Origin of the sequence: Dactylosporangium sp. CS-033363, assembly GCF_050942475.1 — a bacterium.
Taxonomy (GTDB): domain Bacteria; phylum Actinomycetota; class Actinomycetes; order Mycobacteriales; family Micromonosporaceae; genus Dactylosporangium.
The window spans coordinates 9684209-9697164 of record NZ_CP192032.1 but is presented as its reverse complement, the minus strand read 5'-3'; the positions used below and the strand labels follow the sequence as shown (position 1 = coordinate 9697164).

General features: G+C 71.1%; 13 protein-coding genes. 8 read left to right on the top strand and 5 right to left on the bottom strand.

Features of this window, described 5'->3' with window-relative positions:
* Positions 1–340: 340 nt before the first annotated feature.
* From lepA to ACQPZ4_RS44715, 3 genes are all read left to right on the top strand, one after another.
* Positions 341–2218 (top strand): translation elongation factor 4, encoded by a 1878-nt coding sequence (gene lepA / locus ACQPZ4_RS44725; RefSeq protein WP_433050749.1) that lies wholly within the window; start codon positions 341–343, stop codon positions 2216–2218.
* 107 nt (positions 2219–2325) lie between these two features.
* On the top strand, positions 2326–2715 hold the full coding sequence (locus ACQPZ4_RS44720) for an NUDIX hydrolase (protein ID WP_433050746.1): 390 nt from the start codon (positions 2326–2328) through the stop codon (positions 2713–2715).
* Between the two features lie 72 nt (positions 2716–2787).
* Positions 2788–3066: a GlsB/YeaQ/YmgE family stress response membrane protein gene (locus ACQPZ4_RS44715; RefSeq protein WP_433050744.1), complete on the top strand. Its 279-nt coding sequence runs from the start codon at positions 2788–2790 to the stop codon at positions 3064–3066.
* A gap of 72 nt (positions 3067–3138) precedes the next feature.
* Here ACQPZ4_RS44715 and ACQPZ4_RS44710 read toward each other — a convergent pair whose 3' ends face one another.
* The 3 genes from ACQPZ4_RS44710 to ACQPZ4_RS44700 form a co-directional block, all read right to left on the bottom strand.
* Positions 3139–4059 carry a phytanoyl-CoA dioxygenase family protein gene (locus ACQPZ4_RS44710; RefSeq protein ID WP_433050741.1) on the bottom strand — a complete coding sequence of 307 codons (921 nt, stop codon included), beginning with the start codon at positions 4057–4059 and terminating at the stop codon, positions 3139–3141.
* A 146-nt stretch (positions 4060–4205) separates the two neighbouring features.
* A complete protein-coding gene (locus tag ACQPZ4_RS44705; protein WP_433050738.1) occupies positions 4206–5099 on the bottom strand; it encodes a hypothetical protein in 894 nt (297 codons plus the stop codon).
* A gap of 79 nt (positions 5100–5178) precedes the next feature.
* Positions 5179–5955, bottom strand: a complete 777-nt coding sequence (locus tag ACQPZ4_RS44700; protein ID WP_433050735.1) for an enoyl-CoA hydratase-related protein — start codon at positions 5953–5955, stop codon at positions 5179–5181.
* Positions 5956–5972: 17 nt separating this feature from the next.
* On the opposite strand from ACQPZ4_RS44700, the gene hemW reads away from it, so the two are divergent.
* Positions 5973–7169, top strand: a complete 1197-nt coding sequence (gene hemW / locus ACQPZ4_RS44695; RefSeq protein WP_433050732.1) for a radical SAM family heme chaperone HemW — start codon at positions 5973–5975, stop codon at positions 7167–7169.
* A 21-nt stretch (positions 7170–7190) separates the two neighbouring features.
* Here the strand turns inward: hemW and ACQPZ4_RS44690 are convergent, their stop codons facing one another.
* Positions 7191–7781 (bottom strand): DUF4870 domain-containing protein, encoded by a 591-nt coding sequence (locus ACQPZ4_RS44690; RefSeq protein WP_433050729.1) that lies wholly within the window; start codon positions 7779–7781, stop codon positions 7191–7193.
* 183 nt (positions 7782–7964) lie between these two features.
* Between ACQPZ4_RS44690 and hrcA the strand changes: the two genes are divergently transcribed.
* The 3 genes from hrcA to ACQPZ4_RS44675 are packed head-to-tail and all read left to right on the top strand — an operon-like array spanning position 7965 to position 10833.
* Positions 7965–8987: a heat-inducible transcriptional repressor HrcA gene (gene hrcA, locus ACQPZ4_RS44685; protein WP_433050726.1), complete on the top strand. Its 1023-nt coding sequence runs from the start codon at positions 7965–7967 to the stop codon at positions 8985–8987.
* A gap of 26 nt (positions 8988–9013) precedes the next feature.
* Entirely contained in the window at positions 9014–10138 is a 1125-nt protein-coding gene (dnaJ, locus tag ACQPZ4_RS44680) for a molecular chaperone DnaJ (RefSeq protein ID WP_433050723.1), read from the top strand.
* A complete protein-coding gene (locus ACQPZ4_RS44675) occupies positions 10135–10833 on the top strand; it encodes a 16S rRNA (uracil(1498)-N(3))-methyltransferase (protein WP_433050720.1) in 699 nt (232 codons plus the stop codon). The genes dnaJ and ACQPZ4_RS44675 overlap by 4 nt, the downstream gene beginning before the upstream one ends.
* 12 nt (positions 10834–10845) lie before the next feature.
* On the opposite strand, the gene ACQPZ4_RS44670 is transcribed toward ACQPZ4_RS44675, so the two are convergent.
* Positions 10846–11568, bottom strand: coding sequence for an SDR family NAD(P)-dependent oxidoreductase (locus ACQPZ4_RS44670; RefSeq protein ID WP_433050717.1), 723 nt, complete (start codon positions 11566–11568; stop codon positions 10846–10848).
* A gap of 59 nt (positions 11569–11627) precedes the next feature.
* Here ACQPZ4_RS44670 and ACQPZ4_RS44665 point away from each other — a divergent pair, with 59 nt between their 5' ends.
* On the top strand, positions 11628–12950 hold the full coding sequence (locus ACQPZ4_RS44665; RefSeq protein WP_433066962.1) for a serine hydrolase domain-containing protein: 1323 nt from the start codon (positions 11628–11630) through the stop codon (positions 12948–12950).
* Positions 12951–12956 lie beyond the last annotated feature (6 nt).

The following is a 12956-nucleotide window of genomic DNA, read 5'->3' as shown; positions in this document are numbered from 1 at the left end:
CCCGCTCCGGAGCGTGCCTGATGCGATCCCACGTGACGCCCGGCCGGCGAGGCCGGGCGCGCGACCTGACTCGCCGACCCTCGTCCCGGACGTGGACGGGGGACCGCGGTCCAGTATTCGATGCAGGTCTCTCGATGTCCTCTCGGCCGGCTCTCACGGGCCTCTCGGACTCGTCCCGCCTGGGCGCTGTACCCCATAGTGCCCGAAATATGCGTGGGACTGGCCGGGAATCCGGAAAACCGACCCGGAAGAGATCCCCGGGTGGCACGGCCGTGAGCCGGTTTCGCGGCGGGCGTGGGACGATGTAGGAGATCCCCAGCCCGATGAGGAACGGACGCCTGTGCCACCGACGATCGACCCCGGCGCGAACCGCCCCGGCGCCACCGCGCCGGACCGGATTCGCAACTTCTGCATCATCGCCCACATCGACCACGGCAAGTCGACCCTGGCCGACCGGATGCTGCAGCTCACCGAGGTGGTCGACGTCCGGCAGATGCGGGCGCAGTACCTCGACCGCATGGACATCGAGCGCGAGCGCGGCATCACGATCAAGAGCCAGGCCGTGCGCATGCCCTGGACGGTGCGCGAGGGCGGCCTGGCCGGCGAGGGCTTCGTCCTCAACATGATCGACACCCCGGGCCACGTGGACTTCACCTACGAGGTCTCGCGCAGCCTGGCCGCCTGCGAGGGCGCCGTCCTGCTGGTCGACGCGGCCCAGGGCATCGAGGCGCAGACGCTGGCCAACCTGTATCTCGCGCTCGAGAACGACATGCAGATCATCCCCGTGCTGAACAAGATCGACCTGCCGGCCGCGCAGCCGGAGAAGTACGCGGAGGAGCTGGCCCACCTCATCGGCTGCGAGCCGGACGACTGCCTGCGGGTCTCGGGCAAGACCGGCGTGGGCGTCCCGCACCTGCTCGACGAGATCGTGCGGCAGATGCCCGCCCCGACGCCCGGCCAGGACGGCGCCACCCGCGCGATGATCTTCGACTCGGTCTACGACGTCTACCGCGGCGTCGTCACCTACATCCGGGTCGTCGACGGCCGGCTGGGCGCCCGCGACCGGATCAAGATGATGTCCACCGGCGCCGTGCACGAGCTGCTGGAGATCGGGGTCATCTCGCCCGAGCCGATCAAGGGCGACGGCCTGGGCGCCGGCGAGGTGGGTTACCTCATCACCGGCGTGAAGGACGTGCGGCAGTCCCGGGTCGGCGACACCGTCACCATCAACGCCAAGCCCGCCACCGAGCCGCTGGGGGGCTACAAAGACCCCAAGCCGATGGTGTACTCCGGGCTGTACCCGATCGACGGCTCGGACTACCCCCTCCTGCGCGACGCGCTCGACAAGCTCAAGCTCAACGACGCCGCCCTGGTGTACGAGCCGGAGTCGAGCGCGGCCCTGGGCTTCGGGTTCCGGTGCGGCTTCCTCGGCCTGCTGCACCTGGAGATCATCCAGGAGCGGCTGGAGCGCGAGTTCAACCTCGACCTGATCTCGACCGCGCCCAACGTGGTGTACCGCGTGATCACCACCGACGGCACGCAGGTCGCGGTCACCAACCCCAGCGAGTTCCCGGACGGCAAGACCGGCGAGATCTTCGAGCCGACGGTCCGGGCCACGGTGCTGACCCCGAACGACTACGTCGGCGCGGTCATGGAGCTGTGCCAGGGCCGCCGCGGCACGCTGCTGGGCATGGACTACCTGTCCGCCGACCGCGTCGAGCTGCGCTACACGCTGCCGCTCGGCGAGATCATCTACGACTTCTTCGACCAGCTCAAGAGCCGCACCAAGGGCTACGCGAGCCTGGACTACGAGCCCTCCGGCGAGCAGGCGTCCGAGCTGGTGAAGGTCGACATCCTGCTGCACGGGGAGCCGGTCGACGCCTTCAGCTCGATCGTGCACAAGGACAAGGCGTACAACTACGGCGTCACCATCGCCGGCAAGCTGCAGAAGCTGATCCCGCGCCAGCAGTTCGAGGTGCCGATCCAGGCCGCCATCGGCAGCCGGATCATCGCCCGCGAGACGATCCGCGCCATCCGCAAGGACGTGCTGGCCAAGTGCTACGGCGGTGACATCAGCCGCAAGCGCAAGCTGCTGGAGAAGCAGAAGGAAGGCAAGAAGCGGATGAAGATGGTCGGGCGCGTGGAGGTGCCGCAGGAGGCCTTCATCGCCGCGCTGTCGACCTCCGACGCCCCGGCGGGGGACAAGCCCAAGAAATGAGGCACTGTCCCCGCTGCGGGGCCCCCACGGGGTCCCTGCCGGCCAAGTGCGGCGCCTGCGGCTTCGAGGCCTACCTCAATCCCCGCCCGACCGGCACCGTCATCATCGTGCGCGACGGGACGTTCCTGGCCGTCCGGCGGGCCCGCGACCCCCGGGCGGGCTGGTGGGACCTGCCCGGCGGGTTCTGCGACGGCTTCGAGCACCCGGCCGACGCCGCCGTGCGCGAGGCCCGCGAGGAGCTCGGGGTCGCCGTCGAGCTGGGCGAGTTCGCCGGGATGCACATCGGCTCCTACGACTTCCAGGGCGAGCGCCTGCCGGTGCTGGACTGCTTCTGGCTGGCGACCATCGCCGGCGGCGAGATCGTGCTCGATCCGGCGGAGGCGAGCGAGTACACCTGGCTGCCCCTGGACGACCCGCCGGAGATGGCGTTCCCGACGATGGACGCGGTATTGCGCAATCCGGTCATTGGTCGTTCTAGATCGCGTTTGGCGCACTGAGCCTCCGGGCAATACAAGTTCAACCGCAAAGCACGACCCCCCTGGTTGAGCTTGGTAAAAGGAGGAAGACCAGTGACTGTCACCGGAGTTATCACCGCGCTGATCGTCGGTCTTATCATCGGCGCGCTTGGCCGGCTGGTCGTCCCCGGCCGCCAGAACCTGCCGATCTGGCTGACGATCGTGGTCGGCATCATCGCCGCCTTCCTGGGCACGCTGATCGCCAACGCCATCGGCATCTCGACGGACACCCCGGGCGTCGACTGGGGCGAGCTGCTCGTCCAGGTCGTCGTGGCCGCCATCGGTGTGGCCCTGGTGGCCGGTTTCGCCGGCCGCGGCCGCCGCGCCCTGTAAGTTTCACCATCTGCAAAACGCGCAACGCCCCCGGCCTCGAATGGCCGGGGGCGTTGCGCGTCTGACAATTCTTTAACGAAGCCAGGGAATGGAACGGTCGAGCAGGCCGCGGGTCTTCAGCTCCTTGCGGAGCGGAATCTCCTCGTCGATGTAGCCGTTCCAGTTGATGCCCCAGTAGTTCGCCGTGTGGCTCGCCTCGCCGAGCAGCTGGCGCTGCACCGGGGTGCGGTTGTTCCACCACTCGCCGTCGAAGTCGATCGGCATGTCGTCGAGGATGCGAATCCACCGGTACGTGTAGCCCACGAACAGCATCTTGCGCGTGATCGCGGAGTAGTTGGGCGACCGGGAGTGCCAGAGGCGGCGGTCGAAGATGAAGCAGTCACCGGGGTTCGCGGTGATCTCGACGGTGCCCTCGGGGTCGGGGTTGTGCACCGTGGTGTCGGCGGGGCGGGGCAGCGAGTTCCAGAGGTGGCTGCCCGGGATCACCTTGGTGGCGCCCCGGCCGGTCTCCGACAGGTCGGAGATGACGTACGCGACCTTCAGCGAGAACATGGGCCGCGGCAGGTTCGGGTCCATGGTCTCCGGGTCGGAGTTCTGGCGGTACCCGTCCTGGTGCCAGCCCCACGAGGGCGGCTCTTCCTCGGAGGTGGGCGGGGTCACGTCCAGGTGGTTGTGGTGCGTGTAGATGTTCCACCCGGCCAGGCCCCACATGTAGGGGAAGATGGTCGGCTGGGTCAGCAGGTGCCCGAAGAGCTCGTCGCGGTTGAGGAAGCCCAGCAGGTGCAGCGTGCCGTCCTTCTTCATGCTCTTGGAGCCGGCCGCCTTCTCCTCCCCGTAGACCCGGTCCATCGCGGCCTCGAGCTGGTTGCGGTGGTCCTCGGTGAGGACGTTGCGAACGAGCAGGAAGCCGTTGTCCAGGAACTCCTTGCGGTCGGCCTCGCTGATCGGCTCGTAGCCGGTGAGGCCGCCGTAGTCGGGTGCAGCGGACGTCATGTCCTCCCCTTACCTTTGTCGTGCGCTCGCGTTGTCTCGAACGACCGATGGTAACGCGAGGTGTATGAGCGACAGACTCCGGAGTTGGCCACCTGACAATGTCCGATCGGGTGACAACCCGCTGGTCGCGCGGAACGTCAAGGTCCTCAGTAGACCTCGGCGACGACCCGTTCCCCGCCGGGACCGGCGTCGATGCCGCCACGCTCCGTCACGTGCGCCCACGCTCCGCTCGCGGCCGTCCACTGCATGTCGCCGTAGACGACCCGCTTCACGCCCTGGTCCTGCGCGTGGGCGACCAGCCAGTGGGCGTACTGCCAGCCGGACTTCGCCTCGTTGACCTTCAGCGCGACGCCGACGACGTTCTGCACGTCCGTGGTCTTCACGCTGCCCCAGTCCAGCTTCAGGCTCGCCCCGAGCGACTTGACCGCCTCCGGGCCGTGGCTGGCCTCCTCGGTGACGCTGCACGCGACCGCGCCGGTGACCTCGCCGCTGAGCGCCTTGACCATGGTCTCGGACTCGTCGGTCCACTTCTCGTACGCCTCGGGGTGGGCGCTGCGCTGCACCTGCTGGGCGGCGTCGGTGACCCGCATGGTCTCCCACCCCTTGACCTTGAGCAGGGCGGTGAAGAAGGCGTTGGCGGCGTACCGGGGGTCGGCGATCTGCTCCGGCTTGCCCCAGCCCTGGCTCGGCCGCTGCTGGAACAGCCCGATCGAGTCGCGGTCGCCGCCGGTGAGGTTCTCCAGCTTCGACTCCTGCCAGGCGGTGGCCAGGGCGACGACCAGGCCGCGGTGCGGGACCTTGCGGGTCAGCCCGACGGCGGTGATGGTGGCCGCGTTGGCCAGCTGCTCGGTGTCGAGCTCGACCTCGGCGGCATCGCCGCCGGTCCCCACGGCCGCGTTGCCGGCGTTCACGACGCAGGCCCGGCCGGTGGCGATGGTCAGCGGGAGGTCCTTGCCGATCTTGTTGATGACGACGTACGCGCACAGCGCCACGGCCACGGCCGCCAGGGCCGCGATCGTGACGGTTCGCCGCGCGCGCATCGGGACGTCCCTCCGAGGTCACGAGAAGGTCAAGAAGATCAGAGCGAACAGCGTACGTGCACCGGGCCGGCCGACGGTGTCAGGCGGCGCCGTCGGGTACCCAGTTCGGGTCCCTTTTCTCCCGGAACGCCAGCATGCCCTCCATGCCCTCGGGTGAGCCGAAGTAGGAGACGGACAGCGCCGTCAGGGCCCGGATCTGGTCACCGAAGGTGTCGGACCGGCGACTGCGCAGCAGCTCCTTGGTGCCGGCCAGGGCCCCGGGGGCGCCGCGGACCAGGGCGGCCACGTAGCCCGCCACGGCCTCGTCCAGCTGCTCGGCGGGGACGGCGGCGGTCACCAGCCCGATCCGCTCGGCGCGCGGGCCGTCGAAGGTGGAGCCCGTGAGGTACAACTCGGCGGCGTCTCGTGACGAGAGGCGCGGGAGCACTGTGGCCGAGATCACGGCCGGCACCACGCCGATGCGGACCTCGGTGAAGGCGAACGTGGCCTCGGTGCTGCACACGGCGAGGTCGGCCGCGGCGATCAGGCCGAGCCCGCCCGCCCGCGCCGGGCCCGCCACCCGCGCCACGACCGGCTTGCGGCCCTCCCAGATCGCGGTGAGGACGTCGCCGAGCCGGCTGATCGGCGGCCTGCCGGAGCCGATGGCGGCCGCGGTCTCCTTCAGGTCGGCGCCGGAGCTGAACACCGGGCCGGTGTGGGTGAGCACGATCGCGCGGACCGCGTCGTCGGCGTCCGCCGCGGCCAGCGCCGCCAGCAGCTCCTCGATGAGCGCCGTGGACAGCGCGTTGCGGTTGGGCGGGCTGTCCAGGGTGAGGGTCGCCACGCCCCGGGCCGTTTCGGATCGCACCAGAGACATGCGGGCACACTAGTGAAATGCCAGGAGCACTACCAGAAGGCGAGCCGGTACCCCGTGACGGCGCCCTCCCCCCGGGCGTCGCGGAGGGGGCGGGCCGCGGCGGCTTCGGCGTGTACGTGCACGTGCCCTTCTGCGCGACCCGCTGCGGGTACTGCGACTTCAACACCTACACGGCCGGCGAGGGCGTGCTCAGCGCCGGGTACGCCGAGCAGGTTCTCGACGAGCTGGCCCTGGCCGCGAAGGTGGTCGGCCCGCCCCGTGTCGACACGGTCTTCTTCGGCGGCGGCACCCCGACGCTGCTGCCGCCGGCCGAGCTCGGGCGCATCCTGGAGGGCATCGACCGCACGTGGGGCCTGGCCGCGGACGCCGAGGTGACCACCGAGGCCAACCCGGAGTCGGTCGACCCGGCCGGCCTGCGGGAGCTGCGCGCGGCCGGGTTCAACCGGATCTCGCTCGGCATGCAGTCGGCCGCCCCGCACGTGCTGGCCGTCCTGGACCGCCGGCACACCCCGGGCCGGCCCGCCGCGGCCGCCGCCGAGGCCCGCGTGGCCGGCTTCGAGCGGGTCAACCTGGACCTGATCTACGGCACGCCGGGGGAGCGGCCCGAGGACTTCGCGGCGTCGCTCGCGACCGTGATCGACGCGGGGGTGGACCACGTCAGCGCCTACGCGCTCATCGTCGAGGACGGCACGCGGATGGCCGCGCGGATGCGCCGCGGGGAGCTGCCGTACCCGGACGACGACGTCGCCGCCGACCGCTACCTGGCCGCCGACGAGGCCCTGCACGCGGCCGGTTTCACCTGGTACGAGGTGTCGAACTGGTCCACGGACTCGCCGTGCCGGCACAACGAGCTGTACTGGCGCGGCGGGGACTGGTGGGGGCTCGGCCCGGGCGCGCACAGCCACGTCGGCGGGGTGCGCTGGTGGAACGTCAAGCACCCGCACGCCTATGCGGCGCGGCTGGCGGACTCGGCGTCGCCGGGGCAGGCACGGGAGGTACTGACGGCGGAAGAACGGCACATGGAGGACGTGCTGCTGCGCATCCGGCTCGCCGACGGGCTGCCGCTCGATGCGCTGGACGCGGCCGGTCTGGCGGGCGCGCGGGACTGCCTGGCCGACGGGCAGCTCGATGCCGGGGCCTTCGCGGCCGGCCGGGCGGTGCTCACGCTGCGGGGCCGGCTGCTCGCCGACGGGGTGGCGCGGGCTCTGACGTGAGCCCGCGCCACCCCGTGAGGCCTACTTGATCAGGCGGATGGTCATCGGGTAGTGGTACAGCTCCCCGTTGTTGGCCTTCATGCCACCGAGGATGCCGAACACGATGATGACGATCCACACGAGGAACGGCAGGAAGAACAGGATCCCGAACGAGCAGATCGAGACGATCACCGCCACGATCATGGCGATGCCCCAGGTGATCTGGAAGTTCAGGGCCTCGTTCGCGTGCGCCTTGACCGTCGGCGACTCGTTGCCCTTCGCGAGGAGCGCGACCAGCGGGGCGATGAAGCCGACGATGATCCCGCCGAAGTGGGCGATGAGCGCCCACGTCTTCTCGTCGCTGTTGGCGTAGCCGGCCGGCGCGCCGGGCTGCCCGTAGGCGCCGGGCTGCTGGTAACCGGGCTGCTGGTACCCCGGCTGCTGGTATCCGGGCTGCTGGTAGCCGCCGGGCTGCTGCTGATATCCCGGCTGCTGGTAACCCGGCTGCTCGTAGCCGGCGCCCGAGGTGGGCGGGGTGCCGTAGGCCCCGCCACCACTGGACGGCGGGGGGTACCCGGAGTTGGGGTCCTGCGGCATGCCGTAGTCCCCCGGGGGGCGAGGTGGTTCACTCATGGGGCCACGGTAGGTGCATCGATCAAGTGGCGCCAGCGACACGACATGACGTCTTTTGGACAACTTTTGCCCAGCCCAGGATCACTGGCGACTATCGTGCGCCAAACGATCATCGCGTGCCCTCGCGCGACTGACGTAGACTGGCACTCACCAGTTGGGAGTGCCAGTCCTCGAGGAGGTGCCATGGGCCTTGACGAGCGGAAGCTCGAAGTGCTTCGCGCCATCGTCGAGGACTACGTCGCCACCCAGGAACCGGTCGGGAGCAAGTCGCTCGTCGAGCGGCACAACCTGCGGGTCTCCCCGGCGACGGTCCGCAACGACATGGCGGTCCTGGAGGAGGAGGGCTACATCCGGCAGCCGCACACCAGTGCGGGGCGGGTGCCCACCGACGCCGGCTACCGGCTGTTCGTCGACAAACTCTCCCGGGTGAAGCCGCTGAGCCAGGCCGAGCGCCGGGCCATCGAGCGGTTCCTGATCGGCGCGGTCGACCTCGACGACGTGGTGCACCGCACAGTCCGGCTGCTCGCCCAGCTGACCCGGCAGGTCGCGGTGGTGCAGTACCCGAGCCTGTCGCGGGCCAGCGTGCGGCACTTCGAGCTGGTGCCGATCTCCACCACCCGGCTCATGGTCGTCATGATCGCCGAGACCGGCCGGGTCGAGCAGCGCCTCGTGGACCTGCCCGGCCCGATCCTGGCCGACGACGTCACCGAGCTGCGCCGCATGATCAACGAGAAGCTCGTCGGCAAGCGGCTGGCGGAGACGCCGCCGCTGGTCGTGGCGCTGGTCGAGGAGACCGCGGCGAGCCTGCGGCCGCCGATGACGGCGCTGTCCACGGTGCTGCTGGAGACGCTGGTCGAGCGGACGGAGGAGCGCATCGCGCTCGCCGGCACCGCGAACCTGGCCCGCGGCGGGCTGCTGGACTTCCAGGGCTCGCTGCGCCCGATCCTCGAGGCCCTCGAGGAGGAGGTCATCCTGCTCAAGCTCTTCGGCGAGGTCGAGCCCAGCATGACCCGGGTGCGCATCGGCGACGAGAACGAGATCGAGGACCTGCGCACCGCCTCGATCGTGGCGACCGGCTACGGACCCGGCACCATGGTGGTGGGCGGGATGGGCGTGCTCGGCCCGACCCGCATGGACTACCCCGGAAACATCGCGACCGTGCGGGCCGTGGCACGCTACGTCGGCGACCTGCTGGCACAGAGTTGACATCTATCTCAGGGGCATAGGACTCAGTGGCGAAGGACTATTACGGGATTCTCGGCGTCAAGCGGGACTCCACAGCCGATGAGATCAAGCGGGCCTACCGGCGGTTGGCCCGCGAATTCCACCCGGACGTGAATCCCGACCCGGCGGCGCAGGAGAAGTTCAAAGAGATCAACGCCGCCTACGAGGTCCTGTCCGACCCCCGCAAGCGGGAGATGGTCGACCTGGGCGGCGACCCCCTCGCGCCCAGCGGCGGCGGGGGCGGCCCCGCCGGCGGCGCGTTCGTGGGCTTCCAGGACATCATGGACGCCTTCTTCGGCACCCAGTCCGCCCGCGGGCCCCGCCCGCGCGTGCGCCCGGGCGCCGACGCGATCCTGCGCCTCGACCTCGACCTGCACGAGACCGCGTTCGGCGTCGAGGCCCCGATCCAGGTCGACACCGCCGTGGTCTGCACCACCTGCCAGGGCGCCGGCACCGCGCCGGGCACCCACCCGCAGACCTGCGAGATCTGCCAGGGCCGCGGCGAGGTCCAGTCGGTCCAGCGCACGTTCCTCGGCCAGGTCGTCTCGGCCCGCCCCTGCGCGGCATGCCAGGGCTTCGGCACCGTCATCCCGCACCCCTGCGCCACGTGCGGCGGCGACGGCCGGGTCCGCACCCGCCGCTCGCTCACCGTCAAGATCCCCTCGGGCGTCGAGGACGGCATGCGCATCCGCCTGGCCCAGCAGGGCGAGGTCGGCCCCGGCGGCGGCCCGCCCGGCGACCTCTACGTCGAGATCCACGAGCGCCCGCACGACGTGTACTCGCGCAAGGACGACGACCTGCACTGCCGCGTCACGGTCCCGATGACCGCCGCCGCGCTCGGCACCCGCCTGACCATCAAGACCCTGGACGGCGAGGAGACGGTCGACGTCAAGGCGGGCACCCAGCCCACCTCGACCCTGCGCATCCGCGGCAAGGGCGTCCCCCACCTGCGCGGCGCCGGCCGGGGCGACCTGTACGTGCACCTGGACGTGCGCACCCCGACCCGCCTGGAACCGGAGCAGGAGCGCCTGCTGCGCGAGTTCGCCCGCACCCGGGGCGAGGAGGTCGCCGAGCTGTCGAAGCAGGGCGGCTTCTTCTCACGCATGCGCGACGCCTTCAACGGCCACGCGTGAGCCTGCCGCTCTTCCTGGTCGCCGCTCTCCCCTCGGGCCCGTCCCACGTCCTGGACGGCCCGGAGGGCCACCACGCCGCCGACGTGCAGCGTCTCCTGCCAGGCGAGGCCCTGCTCCTGTCGGACGGCGCGGGCGGCCTGGTCCGCGGCGTGGTTACTTCGGCCCGCAAGGGTGCTCTGACGCTCGCGCTCGATGAGCCTGCGTTTGTACCCGCACCCGACCCGTCACTGACCGTGGTGCAGGGCATCGCGAAGGGGGAGCGGGCGGAACTGGCGGTACAACTGCTGACCGAGGTCGGCGTGGACCGCATCGTGCCCTGGCAGGCCGCGCGGAGCATCGCCAGGTGGAAGGACGAGCGGCCCTTGCTGCGCTGGCAGGCCACGGCACGCGAGGCGGCGAAGCAGTCGCGGCGGGCTTGGGTTCCCGCGGTCTCCGCGGCTTGCGCGACCCGGCAGCTCTCCTTGTCGGGGACGGTGCTGGTGCTGCATGAGGAGGCTTCGGTACCGCTCTCCGCCGTGCCGCTGCCCGCTTCCGGAGAGATCACGCTCGTCGTCGGGCCGGAAGGCGGCGTGGCGCCCGAGGAATTGGACGCCATCGGGGGGACGGCCGTGCGGCTGGGGCCCGAAGTATTGCGGACCTCGACCGCGGGGGCGGCGGCTGTTGCGGCACTTTCCGTCAGACTCGGGCGCTGGTAGAGCGGTCTCCTCCTACCGAAAGTAACTGGCGCCGGTCAGGTCGAGAATGGTCCCGGAGGCCCATTCGGAGGACGCCAGAAACAGCACCGCGTCGGCAATCTCGGACGGTTCGGCGACCCGATCGAACGGGCTCTGAGCGCGGATGACGGCGCCTTCCGGAGAAGCCAGCAAGTCGGCCACCATGTCCGTGGCGACAAAGCCGGGCGCGACCGCCGACACCGCGATGCCCCGCGGAGCGAGCGCCTTGGCCAAGCTCTGCGTCATCGAATTCAACGCAGCCTTCGCCGCGCCGTACGCGGGGTGGTCGGGCTCGCCGCGGTAAGCGCCCCGCGAGCTCACGTTGATGATGCGGCCGCCGCGGGGCAGGTGGCGGGCCGCGCACCAGCAGATGTTCGCCGGGGCCAGGAGGTCGACGTCCAGGGTTGCGCGCCAGGCGGCCTGCCACTGCTCGTACGTGGTCTCCGCGATCTTGTGCTCCACGTACACCGCGGCGTTGTTGACCACGACGTCCAGGCCGCCGCCCAGGGCTGCCGCGGCCTCGTCGACCAAGGCGCGCACCGCGGAAGGGTCGGTCAGGTCGCCCGTCACCAGCGCGTGGCCCGTGCCTGGGAGGTCCAGCGGGGCGGGGGAGCGGCGGTGGACGGCCACCCGGTCGCCCTGCGCGGCGAAGGAGTGGGCGATCGCGGCGCCGATGCCGCGCGCCGCGCCGGTGACGAGGACCCTGCGTGCAGTCATGGCGAGAGCGTAAACGCCCATAGGATGCGGGGGTGAAGGTGTCGCAGCGGTACGAGCGCATGGCCCGGCAGGTTCAGTCCGAGGCTCGGGTTCCGGCCCTGAGCGTCGCGGTGCATCGGGCCGACCGTCCGCTGTGGACGTTTCAGGTCGGTGCGGGGGTCGACGCCGGCAGTCAGTTGCGCATGGGGTCGATCACCAAGACCTTCACGGCCGTACTGGTGATGCAGTGCCGCGACGAGGGCCTGCTCGACCTCGACGACCAGATCGCGCGCCACCTGCCCGTCAAGGCGCACGGGGAGCTCACCGTGGGGCGGATGCTCTCGCACCTGTCGGGGCTGCAGCGCGAGCCGTTCGGGGACGTGTGGGACACCATGCAGGCGCCCGACGTCGAGGGCCTGCTGGCCAGGCTGGACCGGGCCGAGCAGGTGCTGCGGCCGGGGCTGCGGTTCCACTACTCGAACCTGGCCATCGCGCTGCTCGGGCACCTGGTCGGGCGGCTGCGCGGAGGTACCTGGGCCGAGGTGCTCCAGGACCGCATTCTCGACCCGTTCGGGCTGCATGACACGGCGGTGACGCCGGAGCGGCCGATCACCGGGTACCAGGTCGACGCCTGGTCCGACTATGCCCATCCCGAGCCGCCGACCGACTTCGGCGCCGTGGGGCCGGCCGCGCAGCTGTGGAGCACCGCGGCCGACCTGGCGCGGTGGGCCGCCTTCCTGGCCGATCCGCGGGAGATGGACCCGAACGGGACCGTGCTGTCGGCGGCGACGGTCGAGGAGATGCGGGTACCACAGGTGGTCACCGAGGATGTGCTCTGGGCGCGCGGGTTCGGGCTCGGGCTGGTGCTGCACCCGCGGCCGGGCGGGGAGCGGATCGTGCACGTCGGGCACGACGGGGCCATGCCGGGGTTCCTGGCCGGCGCCTACGGCCGGGCCGGCGGCTCCGGCACGCCCCGGGCGCTGGGGGTGGCGTCGCTGGGATCATCCGGTACCGCCGGGGAGATCTGCGAGCTGCCGCACGAGCTGCTCGAGGCCGTGGTCGAGCACGACCCCGCCGACATCGCGCCGTGGGTTCCCGGGCCGCAGGCGCCGCCACGGTACCGCGCTGTGCTCGGGCGATGGTGGGGCGAGGGCTTCGAGTACGCGTTCAGCTGGCACGACGGGATGCTGCACGCACGGTCCATCGACGCTCCGGGCAAGCGGCCGCCGGCCGTGTTCGCGCCCGTCGACGGGGAGCCGGACGTGTTCCGGACCGTCTCCGGGCGGGAGGCGGGCGAGCTGCTGCGGCTCACCCGCGACGCCGACGGGATCGTGGTGCGGATGCACTGGGCCACGTACCGCTTCACGCGCGGGCAGGAAGCGTTCGACGGGCACCAGTTCTGATCCGGC

Excerpts from the sequence above, each read along its gene's own strand:
- ACQPZ4_RS44710 (WP_433050741.1), bottom strand. The coding sequence starts at position 4,059 with ATGACGTCCGCTGCACCCGACTACGGCGGCCTCACCGGCTACGAGCCG.
- ACQPZ4_RS44705 (WP_433050738.1), bottom strand. The coding sequence starts at position 5,099 with ATGCGCGCGCGGCGAACCGTCACGATCGCGGCCCTGGCGGCCGTGGCC.
- ACQPZ4_RS44700 (WP_433050735.1), bottom strand. The coding sequence starts at position 5,955 with ATGTCTCTGGTGCGATCCGAAACGGCCCGGGGCGTGGCGACCCTCACC.
- hemW (WP_433050732.1), top strand. The coding sequence starts at position 5,973 with ATGCCAGGAGCACTACCAGAAGGCGAGCCGGTACCCCGTGACGGCGCC.
- ACQPZ4_RS44690 (WP_433050729.1), bottom strand. The coding sequence starts at position 7,781 with ATGAGTGAACCACCTCGCCCCCCGGGGGACTACGGCATGCCGCAGGAC.
- hrcA (WP_433050726.1), top strand. The coding sequence starts at position 7,965 with ATGGGCCTTGACGAGCGGAAGCTCGAAGTGCTTCGCGCCATCGTCGAG.
- ACQPZ4_RS44670 (WP_433050717.1), bottom strand. The coding sequence starts at position 11,568 with ATGACTGCACGCAGGGTCCTCGTCACCGGCGCGGCGCGCGGCATCGGC.
- ACQPZ4_RS44665 (WP_433066962.1), top strand. The coding sequence starts at position 11,628 with ATGGCCCGGCAGGTTCAGTCCGAGGCTCGGGTTCCGGCCCTGAGCGTC.